Genomic DNA, 16,629 nt, shown 5'->3' with positions numbered 1-16,629 from the left:
CATCAATCAATGTAAACACTATATAATGACAAATAATAAATTACAATTCAAATAACGCGTTCGTCCACGAACAACAAGATATATGGTGAAAATTAACTTGTAATTCAACTATATTCGGGTAATTCTAGTAGTCGATTACACTAACTTTGAGAAGTTTGTTTGTCTGTGAAACCCTGGCTGGAACTACTTGGTTTTTATTATCAGCGTTAATACAATAAGCATGGTAAAGTTCAGTGCATACCTGTTGCAATCGAGTACTAGCTCAACAATCAAAAATAAATTTAGTTTAAGTCCAAGCCAAGCATAGTAATTGCTTTATAGAGTGCTCGGACTAATCTACGAGTAAAAAAAATGACGCAGCAAAGTTTAGACCTGACCAAAGCTGAAGCTCTAACTCAAATTTTACCTGCACCACCTAAGTTAACGAGTCAGGGTGCAAATTGGAGTAATTTAATGCTTGCTCACTATCACCAGCATCCAGGTTGTGAATCTCCCGAATCTAGCTTCCAACAACATGCGTTGGAAATTATGGATATTAATTCTTGCTCGCTTCACGAACGACGTATGGGTAAAACCCATCTTTCCTATGGACTTCAAGGTGGTGAAACTTGTTTTTGTCCAGCTTACACTAAGCATTGGACCACTTGGGAAATACCAACAAGTTTTACGGTAATAGTATTTGAGCCAACTTTTTTTAAGGGAATATCTCAGGAAATCTGGGAGAAAGATTGCGTTGATTTTGTACCCAAATGGCAAATATTCGACCCAACAATTCAAGTAATTGTTACTGCACTCAAGTCAGATTTATCAGCAGGATGTCCCGCAGGAAGCTTATATGGCGAGTCATTCGGTACATCGCTTGCAGTTCATATTCTCAGCAACTTTTCGATTATTCAAAAAAAGATTCCAAATTGGAAAGGTTTATCTAGAAGAAGTCAGAAAGAAGTATTGGAATTTATTGAAACTTACTTGGAAACAGATATTCGGCTAGAAGATTTAGCTCAAATTGCTGGTATTAGTACTTTTCATTTTTGCCGTTTATTTAAGGAAGCGATGCATATTACACCCCATCAATATGTAATTCGTCGTCGAATTGAACGCGCAAAGCAGTTTCTCAAGCAATCCAATCTCAGAATAGTTGATATTGCTCTTGCATGTGGTTTTGCAAATCAAAGTCATTTCAGTCACCATTTTCGGAGGATTGTTGGAATTTCGCCCAAAACATTTCGGAATCTTTAGTAAACAGAATATTTAGCAAGAATACGTTCAAAATAGCAAGAATAGGAACGAAACCTTCAAAAGTGTCCAGCTATTCTCAAGATGCTTCAATAATTGGAAGGAATTGAGAAAATGTTTGATATTAATACTTTAAGTGCGACTTATGTTGAACTAAATGGCGCTCAATACCACGTGCGAGATTCTCGAGTGGGGGAAGAATGCGTTCTTTTAATTCACGGATGGCCAGATAATAGTTTAATGTGGGAAAAACAAATTCCTGCTTTAGCAGAGGCTGGATATCGAGTCATTTGTCCAGATTTGCTTGGTTATGGTTTGAGCGAAGCACCTGAAAAGATAGAACGTTATAAACTAGCTAATCTACTAAATGATTTTGTCACTCTTGTAGAAAAACTTGGATTAGAAAAAATTCATTGTATTGCACATGATTATGGTGCTGTCTTGGGATGGGAGCTTGCTTCCCACTCTAAAAATTTAAACTTGAATTTGAAAAGCTACACAGCTATGTCTGTAGGTCATTTAGGAGAATTTTTAAAAGTATCTACTGAAAACCTACAAATGCAATGGATTTACTTCTTAAATACCCAAGATATTGCACCTCAACTTTACCGAGCAAATAATGGTTATTTCTTTCGGGAAGTTCTTCGCAGTCATCCAAATCGGGATTTAATTGTGGAAAATGGACTTAAATCAGGTGTGTTTGAGAATATGCAAAGATTAGAGCAAGCTAATCAGGTTCCTGAGTATTTATTAGCCGTACTTACAGGACAAATTCCAGACTTGCTGACCATTAAAGTTCCCACACTGGGAATATGGAGTAATAAAGATGACTTCATGTGGGAATCACAAATGAAAAATTCCGGCCAATATATATCTGCACAATGGCAGTATAAATGTATTGAAGGTGCAGGGCACTGGTTTATGCTTGAGCAGCCAGAACGTACAAACCAGTTAATATTGAATTGGCTTGGGAAGCATATATAACAAAATTTACACAGCAGTGCGATCAGGTAATCACAACCTAAAAAAATGATCTCAAACCATCATAAATTGGTAACAAGTGGGTAAGTTCGATCCATACCAAAATATTTGCTCATATACCGGATAGGGGAACTATGCTGAGATTTATTTTGGTATATTTCATTTTCTAATTAATCTTAAAATTCTACATCTATATATCCTCGTTATTGACTGTAAATAACTGTTATTTTTTCGATCTCCTTCAAATAAAAATAGCTACACTGAAGTTAGGTAAACCAAAGTTATAAGTAGGAAATTTACCAGCCAAATATTATTTACCACTAAGCATCATGCTGTTTAATTCAGCTAACATGCCCTACTGGCTATTTTTGGGCATGGGAGTTTTGCTATTTCTATTTGTGATTTTTTCCGGTGGTGGAGACGAAGACATCGATGTTGATGTTGATGCTGATATTGACACTGACCTAGACTTAGGCGGAGAAGGTAATTTTAATTTAGGATTTTTGCTGGGATGGGCTGGTGTTGGTAAAGCCCCCTTGATTTTATTACTAGCAACTGATTTGAGTTTATGGGGCTTATCTGGCTGGATGTTAAATGTTTGGCTAGAGAGCATCCTCAATCAAATTCCCAGTGGTATTTGGAACGGAATAGTCTTGTTGTTGTCGCTATTCATCGCTTTATTGATCGGGGGACTGATTGCACGACCAATGGGGAGAATTTTTGCAGAATTTGGCGAAGATACAAGTAGCGATCGCTTGATTGGTCGTAATGGTACTGTCTGTTCTGCGACTATACCTACCGAAGACAACGATAGAATCGGTCAAATAGATGTAATTGATAAAAGTGGCAATTTAGTGACTATTAATGCCACTATCCCAAAATGGGCAAAAGTTATTCCCCACCATGGCGAACGAGTAATTGTCATAAATCGAAAGCAAGACATTTATTCTGTCATCGCTAAAGACACTCCAGATGTAGATCGTTGGTTGAATCTAACTAAGAAAAAAATAAGAATGAAATAAATATTAAAGAAAATGCTGTTTTGGTTAACTTTCATTGAATTATTACCCCTACCACCTACAAATACCTTGGTGGGAGAACAGTACAATATTAGTGATGATACATCTACATCACTTACTTTAATTGCTGAGAAACCAGTAGAAACATCACCCTATATTGCTCAAATTTCTACCCAACCAATCCTCAATCAAATCGATGAAGCCTTTGTTTTCCCTGGGTTAATCGCGGGTATCATCGTACTCATATTACTGAGTATTTGGTCTTATACGCGGATTTATGTGATTACTCCGAATAACGAGGCTTTTGTGAGAACTGGCGGTATTTTTGTGAAAAAGAAAACCGTAGTTCTCAATGGTGGTTGCATTGTGGTACCAGGTTTTCACGAACTCACACGGGTACCGTTACGAGAAATTTCCATTAATGTCGAGCGTACCGGTAAACTAGCAGTTCGTACTCAAGACTATTTACGGGCAAATATGCGGGTAACTTTTTATGTCTGCATAAATGCCAGTGAAGAAGATGTGCTAATTGCTGCCGCACGACTTTCCAGACAAGGTAAAATCTCAGCCGAAGACATCACAGAAGCCCTAGAAACCCGTGCTGATGATGCCATTAGGGCTGCTGCGAAGAAGAAAACTTTAGCAGAAATAGATTCCGACAAGTTAGGATTTGCTGAAGAAGTTTTGAACTTGACTCAGCAAGACTTAAAGAAAGTAGGTTTAACTCTTAACAACATTGCAATTTCCGAAATCGAAGAAAGCGACACCTACGACACCAATAATTTCTTTGATGCTCAAGGAGTGCGTCTGCGTACAGAAACTATTCAACGCTCAATTCAACAAAAGCGCGAAGTGGAATTGACTACCCAAGTAGCTATTGAGCAAAAAGAACTAGATGCTCAAAAGCGATCTCTACAAATTGCTCAAGAAAAAGAAACAGCGGAATTAGAGCAAAAGTTGCAAGTTGAAGCCCTGACAGCACAAAGACAACGGGAAATTCAAGAAGCTAAAGATAAAGAAGCTGCAGCCACCCTTCGCAGCAAAATTTTGCAGGATAAATCGGTAGAAGAAGAGGAAATTCGTAAGAAGTTATCCGTACAACAAAGCCAAATTGAAGCTGATATTGCCCTAGAAGACCGTAACAAAAAACTAAAGGTTACACAAATCCATCAAAAACAAGAAGCAGAGCTAGCAGAAGTTACCCGCCAACAAACCGTAGAATCTAACAAGTTACAAGCACAAGTGCAAATTGCGGAGTCAGAAAAAGTTGCAAGACTCGCACAAGAAGAAGTCGCGATATCAATTGCGAACAAAAAACGAGAAACTTTTGTCGCACAAGCTGAACAAGCCAAAGCAGAAGAATCAGTTAAGACCGCCGGTGAAATCGAAAAAGCCGAACGCAGTAAGAGTCTATCTATAATAGCTGCCGAAGAACAAGCCCAAGAAAAAAATATCGGCGATCGCAACGTCATTGAAATTGATGCTTTTCGTCGTCGCAGACAAGCTGAAATTGCTCAACAAGCTGCAGAACTTGAAGCCGAATCAATTCGTATTCTTGCAGATGCCGAACGCATTCGAGCTTTAGCTGAAGCTGAAGGTATACAAGCAAAAATTACTGCTGAAAACACCATTAGTAATGCCAGTTTAAGTGCTCAAGTTATCACTACCATCTGGCCGGAACTTTCAGATAAACTACCAGAAATCGTCCACTCATTGGCACCACAACCAGGAGTTTTAGGAAATATCAGAATTTATTCTTTTCCAGGAGCGAATAATAATGGCAAAGGCGTAGACGATATTAATAAGTTACTTCTCTCAACCAGTGGTATTTCCATGATAAATAACCTACTGGAAGAAGGTAAATTAGGAGAATTAATATCTCAAGTTGGGCAGTTAATACATCATCAAGATGGAGCCAAACCAGAAACACACTTACAGAAAGTTGCAGATAACATACCTGTATCCAGTTATAGCCACAATGACTCTCATGTTGATTCAGAAGCTTTCGAAAGTCATTACACTACAAAAGAATAAGCAGTTAAATTGATGTAAGTTGGGTTAGGCTGTCTCTAAGGGACTTTCAGTAAAAAAACATACGACTTGTCAGGGCGCACGTCGGTGCGCCCCTACAGTCAACAAATAATGGTATAAATTATTTTTTGGAAGTCCCTAACACAACAAAAACATGGTTCTGGATACTGAACAATCCATACCACTAGTAACTAATATTACATGTTTTGAACATTATACCAATTTGGAAAAATAATGAGACAGATATATTTTGTAGAGACCTTGCATGCAAGGTCTCTATCGAAGGATCTGTTGCAATAATTTATTGAATCGGTATGAGAACTTCATCGAGTAGTAATAAGAGAAATAATTTCAGTAGTTCCCATTAAAATCGCATAACAGTGAAAGTCAATGTAGCTACTTTAGGATGATTAATTAAATAATTTTTACCAAAAAAATTGTAAGTGATACATATATTAGCCTTCAATCTTCTATTTGTAGTGATTTAACCTACTTTTCGCCACTTTAAACCCCAAAGTTTTGCTTTCAAAAATTTACGTGGATCGTTAACATTGAGATAGAATTATTAAGGCTTGTTTACAGAATTAGCAAAATTTTCCGAATTCTGTTATTAAGAGCTGGATCACAATATTAAGTTATATTACCCGCATTTCTGGAATGTTCCTATGACGCTCTCAATTCGTAACGTCGCCATTATTGCCCACGTTGACCACGGCAAAACAACCCTCGTTGATTCTCTACTGAAACAGTCCGGCATTTTCCGTCAAGGGGAAGACGTTCCTGATTGCGTCATGGACTCCAACGACCTCGAAAGAGAACGGGGTATTACTATTCTTTCTAAAAATACAGCTGTTCGCTATCAAGAAACATTAATCAATATTGTTGATACTCCCGGACACGCCGATTTCGGTGGCGAAGTCGAACGGGTACTCGGTATGGTAGATGGCTGTATCCTTATTGTTGATGCTAACGAAGGTCCAATGCCACAAACACGTTTTGTGTTAAAGAAAGCATTGGAAAAAGGATTGCGCCCAATTGTTGTAGTTAACAAAATTGACCGTCCCCAAGCAGACCCCCATGGTGCAGTCGATAAGGTATTAGATTTATTCTTAGAATTAGGTGCTGATGACGATCAGTGTGATTTCCCCTACCTATTCGCTTCTGGTCTTTCCGGTTACGCCAAAAATGACTTGGATGATGAACCCAAGGATATGCAACCCTTATTTGAAGCTGTGTTGCGCCACGTTCCACCCCCAGTCGGCGATGCAGAAAAACCATTACAATTACAGGTTACAACCCTAGATTACTCAGAATATCTGGGTAGAATCGTAATTGGTAGAATTCATAACGGTGTTATTAAGGCCGGACAACAAGCCGCTTTAGTTAAAGAAGATGGCAAAATTGTCAAAGCCAAAATTAGTAAACTAATGGGCTTTGAAGGTCTCAAGCGCGTTGAGATGGAAGAAGCATCCGCAGGAAATCTGGTTGCTGTTGCTGGTTTTGCAGATGCAAACATTGGTGAAACTATCACTTGTCCTAACGAACCCCAAGCTTTACCACTAATTAAAGTCGACGAACCGACATTACAAATGACCTTTTCGGTTAATGACTCGCCCTTTGCTGGTAAAGAAGGTAGCTTTGTTACCTCTCGCCAAATTCGCGATCGCCTAATGCGGGAATTGGAAACTAATGTTGCTTTGCGCGTTGAAGAAAGCGACTCCCCCGATAAATTTAAAGTTTCCGGTCGTGGCGAGCTTCACTTGGGTATTTTAATTGAAACCATGCGCCGGGAAGGTTATGAGTTCCAAGTGTCCCAGCCACAGGTAATTTACCGTGAAGTTAATGGACAACCTTGCGAACCTTACGAGCTTTTAGTTCTTGATGTTCCTGAAGAAGCTGTAGGTGGTTGTATTGAACGACTCGGACAGCGTAAAGGCGAAATGCAAGACATGCAAATGGGTGGTAACGGACGCTCCCAACTAGAATTCGTAATTCCCGCCCGTGGCTTAATTGGTTTCCGGGGTGAATTCATGCGTATCACTCGCGGTGACGGTATCATGAACCATAGTTTTCTGGATTATCGTCCGATTATTGGTGAAATTACTACCCGTCGTAATGGCGTTTTAATTGCTTTTGAAGAAGGTGTTGCAACTTTCTACGCTCTGAAAAATGCTGAGGATCGCGGTTCCTTCTTTATTACCCCAGGTACTAAAGTTTACAAAGGAATGATAGTTGGGGAAAATAACCGTCCTCAAGACCTAGACTTGAATGTCTGCAAAACCAAGCAGTTAACAAACCACCGTTCTGCAACTGGAGATGAATTGGTCCAATTGCAAACACCCGTAGAAATGAGCTTGGAAAGAGCATTGGAATACATTGGGCCAGACGAATTAGTGGAAATAACTCCCGAGTCAATTCGTTTGCGTAAGATGTCCAAGAAGTTGGCGAGACGGTAAAAATACTTAACTCGTAAACATACCTAGGAAAAATTAAGGGTAGAGGTTCGGAATCCCAAACCTTTACCCTTTATCATATTTTCTATTCGCCAAACCGATAATTACTAACTATTTATCAGTGGTAGATGCCATTACAGCCAATTTTTAAAAAACAACGCTTGTAAAACCTGTTTATCTCTCTTTATCTTTGTAGTCTGGCAAACCATTGAAAATGCCCTGGTTAAGCCCGTGGTACGATCTTAACTTCTTTACACAAAAATTACTATTAATTTATGTAAATTCAATATTTTATATTTGGGGATTGGCGACTGGCGATTGGGGATTAGTAAAGTAACTTTAGAAATTATGCGATATCAGAAATGGAATCAGCTTTGAAGGTTTCTGCTCTCAAGCTGCATTTGGGCAAAGTGTTCCATTAACATTCGATGAATAAAGATATAGCCGCCACCTACTTTTTGCAGGAAGATGCGTTCTGTGGCGTAGTCGAGGAAGCGGCCATAATTCCAAGGGATGTTATTATTGATGTAAAGGATAAAGCGGAGGATAAAGTGTTGAATGCAAGTCGCACCTCCAAGAACTAGCCCAGCACCAAATCCATAGTTGCTAAAACTAAACCATCTCATTGCTATCTCCTCAGGTCTTGCTATTAGTGCCACTGCGAATCCAGTAAGTGTCCAGAGACTGACAGATATCATCAATGCATTCTGAAGTGATTTCCAAATACCTTGATTGGGATTTGTTGTTTTTTCAATTACAAAGTATTCTATATTTCTTCCTATTTGAGGAAGTACTCTCTGCAATAACAACATAATCCCAAAAAATAGCGAACCCTTCAAAAAAAATGTCAGCATATGTACTAAATCTGGCAATCGCCCTTGATGCATTAAATTATATAGCACATCAAAAAACACCATAAATAGCCCAAAACTTACTCCAAATTTTAAAGGGGGAATTAAGATTATTTTCCAGTTAACTTGAATAATTCCAACTGTCGTGATTTCTTTTAAAAATAATCCAGCGAATATTCCAATAATTAAGTATATTCCTCCCCATATTAATCCATGTATCAGTCCAGCCATCCAAGTAAATGCCAATAGATTTATCAACCCAAATAAAATTCCAAATATGGTTCCAAGACTTAGCCTGTAAAAATTTTTTGCTCTACTTTTTAACCAAGTTGGCTGCATTTGCTCAATTAAAAATACTGTTTGCGACCTCTGAACCATCTTCTGTGCCAGCCAAATCAGCCAGCGCTTTGTTTGGGTTTGTGAGTATTTGTCTTGAACCTTCGAGCGATTAGGGCGCTTAAGCATCAGTTTTATATAATTATCAAATAGCTGCTTGCGCCGTTCTTCTAGCACCTCAGTTTTAGGCAAATCCTCAACCGCTACTCCCTGATAAACCAGAGTCATAATATTGAGCATCAAGGGTGATTGTACCAACTCTTGTAATACCCTATCCCATTGAATTAATGCTTTCAACCCCGTCAAATTAGTCCTGACACTATCCAAGTAATGATAGATTTGTTCTGGGGTCAGCGACTTCAAATAAACTGCACGTTGAAATTCCAGACGGTTAGAAAGAGATTCATAGTCTTCAATCCGACAGCACACCACCAGTTCAACACCATAATTCTGCTTGAATTGGTTCAACGCCTTGATACAGTCGTCTCGATGTTCCGCCTTTACTTCATCCAAACCATCAAGCAATGGTAGTAGTTGCTGCTGCTTTACCCAGGCTTTTCCAATTTTTTTAGGTACATCATACTTACTATTCAGTTCTTCCACTAACCAATTGGCTATCGTCTGTTGCTTATCGGCTATCTTCTGTTGCTTATCCCAAGAGGAGAGGTTAAAAACTACAGGAATTAACAGATTAATGTCTTGTTCAGCACGGGTAATTAAATCGCGACTGAGTTCGAGTAACGTTGTGGTTTTTCCTGACCCTGGTTTCCCTAAAATTAGTAGCGTTCGTCCTGCACCAATTTCGTCAAAGATATCAATAACCTTAGTACCTTCCGGAAGGGGTTGAGGTGAAGAGTCCTCAGTTTCTAGAATAACCTCCCAAGAACTAGCGATCGCATCTGGTCTATCGTCTAAACCAAACTCAATCAGCACCTGGTTACGAAGGGATTTTTCCAAAACTCCCTTGACCCAGAATTTCTTGACTTTAGTGAGTAATGCTTGACGATTTTGGTATTCTTGTCGGGTGAGTTGTGGTCTTGGGGAAGCTTCCTGCTGACTTTGGTAAATATGGGTGTGGCTAATCTGGTTGTTATCCCCTTCAATTACTTGATTGCCATCACCCTGAACAACTCGATTTTGATTACCTTGAACTACATTATCCCATCTGGAAGTATCAGCCTGTTGCTTTTGAGATGAATCATCAGAAGGCTGTTGTGAATCAGAATTATCAGGTGGTAACTGATTCATAAATCAGATTTACAACTTTAACAAGTAAGAACTAGCAGCAGCACCTAACCAACCAGCTATTTTGGTAATTATAGGTTTAGCTTTATTCCAGAGTTTCTGACCAGCATCTACCGTTTTGCTAGTTTTTTCAAGTGTTTGTGCCACACTTTCTAAATTAGCTAGTGCTATGTTCTTTTTCGGTTCCTCTTTATCAGTTGCTTTCTTCGCTGCACTAATGTCTTCAATCGCTGTTTCTTTTGTGTCTTGATCAACTTTAGCAGCTTTAACTAAATTTTCCAACTGTGTGAATAATGCTACGATATCAGCTTTTGTGAGTGATGCTTCAACTTCAGCACTTACTTGGTTTTGTTGTGTTACTTGATTTCCATCACCAAGAACAGCCTGATTATTATCCCCTTGAACAGCACGGTTATTATCACCTTGAACATTGTTGATATTGCCACCAACAGAACCACCAACTGAAAATCCACCAGGGTTATTAGTCATATTACTTACCTCTTCTATTTGAGTGTTTGAATAAAAACTAGGGCTTTTTAAAGCCGTGTTTACAAAATTTTCTAAACTACGAATTCTGCGATCTTTCTCTGCCATTAAAGCTTGGACTTCTTGTTGTGTCAAAGCTTTAACTTGATTATAAATTTCAAAATATTCTGCACTTAATTGGGATTTATCAGCTAGGGGTGTGGTTTTAGCACGGAGTAAAACTTTATCTTCACTTTCACCTCGTATTTCTATTCCGGCAATTCGCAACTCAGCATCTGGATTTTTTTCAGCTAACTGTTTGAATGAAATAGCGATCGCACGCGGGTCAACGCCTTGGTTGTGGTAAAGGTCAAGGGTATCAAAAATTGGTTGGATAAAATCACCAAATTCCCCATCTGCAAATGTTTCTGCGTTGTTATCTGGTTTGCGTAAGGGGTTAGGATTTTCTTTTGTAGGAAGGCGCATATACACGTATTCGCACCTTACACCACGAAAGTTGGTTTCATTGGTAATGCCCCAATCTTCTATGTATGCCCCAGTAAGAGTAGCGCCTGTAAAGTCGGTTGCATCTAATTGAGTTTGGACTAATTTCGCTCTGGATAAATCCCCATCTTGTAAACAAGCTTCGCTCAAGTCTGTGCTAATAAAACTTGCGTCTGTTAAAAAAGCTTTCTTTAAATTAATTCCCCGTAAATTCAAACGGTCAAAAATTTTATCCTGCCCTTGTCCAGTTAAAATTAATTGGCGTACTTGGGGATATTGTAAATAAGAAGTGCCAGGACGAACGCGATCTAGTAATTTAGTTTTATGGAAATAGGTGCGAGTTAGTTTAGCTTTACGAAAATCTGTACTTTTGAGTCGGGCAGAAGTAAAATTAGCATCTGTTAGATCGGCATTACGAAAACTTGTTCCACCAATAGCAGTAAAATTAATTGCAATTGGATAAATTAATGAAAATTTTGGATCTCCTACTAGTATTCGCCAACCTATATATATACCTTGAACAGAACCAATTAAAACCATAATTGCAACTGCTAATTCTGCCGCTAATTCGAAGTTGCTGACACTTCCAAATTTTTCAAGGAAAAACATACCAACGACAGTTCCAGCTAAAGATGCAATCACACTCGTAATACCAGCCATTATTGCCACTTTAATTCCAGCTAGTATAGTTACTCCAGTTATAGAAGCAGCAATAGAGGTACTTCCAGTTATCGTTCCTATTGCAATGAAAATAAAAGCTAATGTTGTACCATCATTAAATAAAGTTGAAAAAGTTGAAAATATTACTAATAAAGTAGAAATTCCTAGAGAAAAAGCAATGGATACCAAGGACGCTGGAAATCCCTTTGTGGTAGTAACTATAAATGGAAGTATTAAAATTACAACAGTAGAGAGATGAACTAAAGGGTTGGGATTAAGTAAGCTTTGATTAAATATAGTAGTTATTCCAGCAGTAAATGCTGGGAGTATGGCTATAAATGATAAAAAAACTGTCAGAAAAAGCATCCAAGACCTTTCTTGCCCAGCTTCAGCGCCTCTGAAATCAGAACCTCTAAGGATAGCGTTTGTAAAATTAGCCCCTCGAATATCTGCATAGCTAAAATTTGCACCTTCTAAGTTTTTACCTTTAAAGGAGCAACCTTGGAGATTATGACGCGAGAAGTCTTTAGACATCTGAGCAAAATAAACGGCAGTACCGATTTTTTATACAAACTGGCTAGTTGCTGTTCCAGATTTTTAAAGGAAATCCTACCAAAAAAACTCAAAAGTTAGGAAAAAGATGATTTACTAGTGCGATACGCTCCGCGTCAGTGTAAATGCTTATTGCTAACTACTTACTTATCACCAAATAACCAATAAACTATTCCCTTATTATTAATAACTAATCCCCATTAACCATTACTAGAAAATTGAACTGCATAACTTTAGCTCAGTTTTAAATAGGCAAGCTGGGAGTTATTACTCATTACTCATTACTCATCACAAAATTATAGGTTACCCTGGGTGCTATGAATATATTTAAACCTATAATTAATTGGCTAGAAACCCGTGCTTGCGCTCCCGCCTATAGTGGAATGGTATTAGGAGCGATCGCAATTTGTTTTTTTGCCGCAGCAATTAATACTATGGCCGGCTGGCTCTACGTAATTAGCGCAGTAAGTTTTTCCCTGTTAGCGATCGCAGCAGTTTTACCACCACGTTTTTTGTCAGGAATTTCTGTTGCTCGGTTACCGATCCAAGCAGTAACAGCAGGAGACGATCTAACAGTAGAATTGGAGATTACTAACTCTACTAAAAAGCCAATAAGATTAATACAAGTAAAAGATATTTTGCCTTATATATTGGGGGAATCCATCGCCCAAGCAATTGAAATTATTTCACCCCAAGATACTTACCGTTGGCAATATTACTACCCAACTCAGCGAAGAGGTATCTATCGCTGGGAAAATATAGAGTTCGCAACAGGCGCACCTTTTGGATTGTTTTGGTCGCGTCGCCAGCATAAGTGCAGTGCTAGGGCTATTGTTTACCCCACAGTTTTACCTTTAAGTCATTGTCCTTTAGTTGATGAAATCGGTGAAGATTGCAGATTTAACTATCCTCACGGTAGACCCTTCCATACTGCAAGTGAAGGAATAACTCGTTCTTTACGTCCTTACCGTATTGGGGATCCTATGCGTTTAATTCACTGGCGCAGCAGCGCCCGTATGGGGGATCTAAGAGTACGGGAATTGGAATTAGTGACCTCTGGGCAAGAGATTATTATAGCTTTAGATAGTGCGAGTAAATGGGAAACTGAGAATTTTGAACAAGCAGTAATTGCAGCAGCATCTATGTATTTTTATGCCCAGAAAAATACAATACAAGTGCAACTGTGGACGTCTGAAACAAGTTTAGTTAGGGTCGAACGCCTGGTTTTAGAAACCTTAGCAGCAACTAATCCTTTAGAAGATACTTGCAACCAAGAATTACCAAAACTCCCGTTAATTTGGCTAACCCAAAACCCCCTCACTTTATCTTCTTTACCTATGGGGAGTCGTTGGGTACTATGGCAACCAGTAAACTCTGGAGAAAAACAAGTAGTATTAAATCAAGATTATCCCGGTATCGCGATCGAGCAAGAGAAAGAACTAAAAACTCAATTGCAACAAAAATTAGATATTGCTCAAATTTAACGCTGGTATAATAAGTATTCAAGCGGAGGAATAAAGCTTGAAACTGATTTTAGTCGCACCTAATGTATTACTAGCAAAAGCCTTTCAAAAACATTTTAATTACTTTGCTGATGTAGAAATCGTTAATAACTACTTTGAGTGGTTACCTATTTTCGATTGTTTGGTTAGTCCTGCTAATTCTTTCGGAATGATGGATGGTGGTATGGATGCAGCCATTACCAAGTTTTTTGGCATTCAGTTGATGGAAAAAGTACAAGAGCGTATTCTTCAAGAATATTTAGGAGAACAACCTGTAGGAACATCAATGATTGTTGAAACAGGTAATCCTAAGCATCCATTTCTTGCACATACACCAACTATGCGAGTCCCCATGTCTATTGTGGGTACAGATATTCCTTATGTGGCGATGTGGAGCATGCTTTTAGCGGTGCGTCGCCATAACCAATATTCTCAACATGAAATCAACACTGTTGCTTGTCCCGGTCTGGGTACAGGAATTGGTAAAGTTCCTTATGAAGAAGCAAGTAGACAAATGTCGCTAGCCTACGATCATTTTCTATATCCACCCAAACATCTCAACTGTTTTGTTGCAGCTTCAAGACAGCTTTTGATTTGGGAAGGAGGTTAATTAACAGTAGTAGTTCACATTCTGAGATGAAGTAGATAAATAAGCAAAATAAAGGCCGATATACTCACATATTCGAACATTACAAAATGTTTAAGTGGTGATGAAAATATCGGCATTTAGTTATAGTCTGTAAATGGACTTGCAGTCTATGTGAGTCGAGAAGCCTGCCTGCTATACTTCTTGATTACAGAGACTGCCAGTTTCTTTTAAGTAAATTCAGAAAAGTTGCATATCCTTCAGAAAAACCTGGTGGGTCATTAAGTGCGTACTCAGGAAATTCCTTAAACGAGCGCCAAGGTTCAGAAGGACTAAGTCGTAAATGTAAAGCTGGCTCGGTGGCTCCAGGGGGTCTCCATGTCATTTGACCGCCATTAGGTATATCAGACATAAATTACACCTCGATATATTTTGTGTCCTATTGTTCCGGATTGTGACAGACTGGTTGAGAAAATTTGTAAGCACTTATACTGATTGACAGATAATGTCAAAGAATGCTCACACTTAGGTGTGTTAACGAATGCATTTAACCAGTTATTTGAATTCGCTAAATCTATTAACACAACTATTTGAACCAGAGTTCACAGATATAGATTAATTAAGGAAACAATATCTTGAGGGATAATTACGTAACAATTGATATTGAATTGATATTAATTTATTATAATTTCCTCATATTATTGAAACAGGTAATTGGTAATTGGTAACTGGTAATTGGTAATTGGTAACTGATAACTGTTAGCGCCTAGCGGTTAGCGGCGAAAGACGCACCTACGGTGTTTGTTGACGCGGCTTAGCCGAACACGTAGTGCGTCCAAACGCGTAAGCGCGCCCTGCGTGACGTTAGTCAGAGGCTTTGCCGACGCCGGATCCGTAAGGTGACGTAGTCATAGGCTCTAGCGTACCGGATCCGTAGGTAGCGCAGCTAGAGGCTCCCTCCGCCGTCGCCGCAGGCTCTAGGTATTGCGTGCGCGACCTAGCATAAAGTATTGCGCATTAACTGTAGCCCGTAAGGGCGTGGCGCAAGCCATAAACTGATCACTGACACCCGTTAACGAAAACGAAACTTCATCATCAAAGGTAAATGGTCGGATGCTTGTTTCGCTTCAGAAATAATTCCCCATTCCACAACCTCTATAGTTTTGGGAGTGTAAAATATATAATCTAATTTGGCTATGGGCTTATCTGAAGGGAAAGTCATTGCTTTTTTATCAGTTAAATTTTCCTGGGGAACTGCTGATTTAAGGTCTGGATTTTTTAGTAGTAAATTAATAGTAGGTTGGGGATTATTACCGTTAATGAGAGTACTGTTAAAATCGCCAATTAGTAATACTGGATATTTATTAACATATTGAGATAATAATTCTTGAATAAATTCAGTTTGTCTCTGACGAGTAGATGTCTCAAAGGCTTCTAAGTGAACGTTCATTAATATCACAGAACGACCTTGAATATTAATTTTGGTAATTTGTGCCAATCTATCAATATAAAAAGCCTTATAAAAAAAAGGTTTATCAGTTACTCTGTCTAAAACAATGCGTTCGTGAGACTCAATTTGATAGCGGCTAAGAATAGCTTGTCCTGATAAAATACGCTTGAAGTGTGCCGAAAATGGAAAATAGGGAAAAGGAACGTAATTTTTATCCCAGTTAATAGCGATTGCACCTTGAGCAAAATTTAAAGCTTCAGCAATTTTATTTGCTTGATTGATGTTAAAGGAACGTTTGGAATCTATATCTATTTCCTGAAAAGCAACTAAGTCTGGCTTCAAAGGTTTTAAAGCTGCAATCACAGTTTTGAGATTATTTTCAAACAGCTCTTTGCTAGTAGTAATTGCTGTATTATTTGTTAATCCCGATAAGTAACCAATATTGTAAGTAACAACTGTAAAAACATTATTATTGTCATTATTATCAATAAAATCTGAGTTTTTATATTTAACAACTTCTGCATATTTTTCTTGAGGATAGCTGCTAGAACTTGCCCAAAAGTAAAATATGACTATGGATCCTAGGATTACTCCGAAGGAAACACCACTAATACCTAGGAGTTTGAATAAAATTCGTTTCATATAACAATCATATGGCGCTATGCGCAAGTCATTATTTATCAATTTCCTAACTTTATTACATAGTGCGATATCTGGGAGATAAAAATTTAGAAGCAAGAGTTTTCAGTAATTCTACG

General features: G+C 38.4%; 11 protein-coding genes. 7 read left to right on the top strand and 4 right to left on the bottom strand.

Annotation, left to right across the window (positions count from 1 at the left end; genetic code table 11):
• Window positions 1-351 precede the first annotated feature (351 nt).
• The 5 genes from BC008_RS30380 (at window position 352) to typA (ending at window position 7,723) form a co-directional block, all read left to right on the top strand.
• Complete coding sequence (locus BC008_RS30380; RefSeq protein ID WP_027844737.1) at window positions 352-1,239, top strand: helix-turn-helix domain-containing protein; 888 nt, start codon at window positions 352-354, stop codon at window positions 1,237-1,239.
• Between the two features lie 111 nt (window positions 1,240-1,350).
• Window positions 1,351-2,220, top strand: a complete 870-nt coding sequence (locus BC008_RS30375) for an alpha/beta fold hydrolase (protein ID WP_027844738.1) — start codon at window positions 1,351-1,353, stop codon at window positions 2,218-2,220.
• A gap of 326 nt (window positions 2,221-2,546) precedes the next feature.
• Window positions 2,547-3,239, top strand: a complete 693-nt coding sequence (locus tag BC008_RS30370) for an OB-fold-containig protein (protein WP_027844739.1) — start codon at window positions 2,547-2,549, stop codon at window positions 3,237-3,239.
• 12 nt (window positions 3,240-3,251) lie between these two features.
• Complete coding sequence (locus BC008_RS30365; protein WP_027844740.1) at window positions 3,252-5,270, top strand: flotillin family protein; 2,019 nt, start codon at window positions 3,252-3,254, stop codon at window positions 5,268-5,270.
• 662 nt (window positions 5,271-5,932) lie between these two features.
• Window positions 5,933-7,723, top strand: a complete 1,791-nt coding sequence (typA, locus tag BC008_RS30360) for a translational GTPase TypA (RefSeq protein WP_027844191.1) — start codon at window positions 5,933-5,935, stop codon at window positions 7,721-7,723.
• 365 nt (window positions 7,724-8,088) lie between these two features.
• Here typA and BC008_RS30355 read toward each other — a convergent pair whose 3' ends face one another.
• A complete protein-coding gene (locus tag BC008_RS30355) occupies window positions 8,089-10,155 on the bottom strand; it encodes an NACHT domain-containing protein (protein ID WP_058184154.1) in 2,067 nt (688 codons plus the stop codon).
• Window positions 10,156-10,164: 9 nt separating this feature from the next.
• A complete protein-coding gene (locus BC008_RS30350) occupies window positions 10,165-12,315 on the bottom strand; it encodes a pentapeptide repeat-containing protein (RefSeq protein WP_027844192.1) in 2,151 nt (716 codons plus the stop codon).
• A gap of 335 nt (window positions 12,316-12,650) precedes the next feature.
• On the opposite strand from BC008_RS30350, the gene BC008_RS30345 reads away from it, so the two are divergent.
• Both BC008_RS30345 and BC008_RS30340 read left to right on the top strand, forming a co-directional pair.
• Window positions 12,651-13,817 carry a DUF58 domain-containing protein gene (locus BC008_RS30345; RefSeq protein WP_027844193.1) on the top strand — a complete coding sequence of 389 codons (1,167 nt, stop codon included), beginning with the start codon at window positions 12,651-12,653 and terminating at the stop codon, window positions 13,815-13,817.
• Between the two features lie 37 nt (window positions 13,818-13,854).
• Window positions 13,855-14,445: a macro domain-containing protein gene (locus BC008_RS30340; protein ID WP_027844194.1), complete on the top strand. Its 591-nt coding sequence runs from the start codon at window positions 13,855-13,857 to the stop codon at window positions 14,443-14,445.
• 184 nt (window positions 14,446-14,629) lie between these two features.
• On the opposite strand, the gene BC008_RS30335 is transcribed toward BC008_RS30340, so the two are convergent.
• Together BC008_RS30335 and BC008_RS30330 are read right to left on the bottom strand one after the other, a co-directional pair.
• Entirely contained in the window at window positions 14,630-14,833 is a 204-nt protein-coding gene (locus BC008_RS30335) for a hypothetical protein (protein ID WP_058184153.1), read from the bottom strand.
• 660 nt (window positions 14,834-15,493) lie between these two features.
• The gene (locus BC008_RS30330) at window positions 15,494-16,513 is read right to left on the bottom strand and encodes an endonuclease/exonuclease/phosphatase family protein (protein WP_027844195.1); all 1,020 of its coding nucleotides are present in this window, start codon (window positions 16,511-16,513) and stop codon (window positions 15,494-15,496) included.
• Between the last annotated feature and the right edge of the window lie 116 nt (window positions 16,514-16,629).

The sequence above is a fragment of the Mastigocoleus testarum BC008 genome, from assembly GCF_001456025.1.
Taxonomy (GTDB): Bacteria; Cyanobacteriota; Cyanobacteriia; order Cyanobacteriales; family Nostocaceae; genus Mastigocoleus; species Mastigocoleus testarum.
This window is presented reverse-complemented; position numbering and strand designations above follow the sequence as displayed.

Excerpts from the sequence above, each read along its gene's own strand:
- BC008_RS30380 (WP_027844737.1), top strand. The coding sequence starts at position 352 with ATGACGCAGCAAAGTTTAGACCTGACCAAAGCTGAAGCTCTAACTCAA.
- BC008_RS30375 (WP_027844738.1), top strand. The coding sequence starts at position 1,351 with ATGTTTGATATTAATACTTTAAGTGCGACTTATGTTGAACTAAATGGC.
- BC008_RS30370 (WP_027844739.1), top strand. The coding sequence starts at position 2,547 with ATGCTGTTTAATTCAGCTAACATGCCCTACTGGCTATTTTTGGGCATG.
- BC008_RS30365 (WP_027844740.1), top strand. The coding sequence starts at position 3,252 with ATGCTGTTTTGGTTAACTTTCATTGAATTATTACCCCTACCACCTACA.
- typA (WP_027844191.1), top strand. The coding sequence starts at position 5,933 with ATGACGCTCTCAATTCGTAACGTCGCCATTATTGCCCACGTTGACCAC.
- BC008_RS30355 (WP_058184154.1), bottom strand. The coding sequence starts at position 10,155 with ATGAATCAGTTACCACCTGATAATTCTGATTCACAACAGCCTTCTGAT.
- BC008_RS30350 (WP_027844192.1), bottom strand. The coding sequence starts at position 12,315 with ATGTCTAAAGACTTCTCGCGTCATAATCTCCAAGGTTGCTCCTTTAAA.
- BC008_RS30345 (WP_027844193.1), top strand. The coding sequence starts at position 12,651 with ATGAATATATTTAAACCTATAATTAATTGGCTAGAAACCCGTGCTTGC.
- BC008_RS30335 (WP_058184153.1), bottom strand. The coding sequence starts at position 14,833 with ATGTCTGATATACCTAATGGCGGTCAAATGACATGGAGACCCCCTGGA.
- BC008_RS30330 (WP_027844195.1), bottom strand. The coding sequence starts at position 16,513 with ATGAAACGAATTTTATTCAAACTCCTAGGTATTAGTGGTGTTTCCTTC.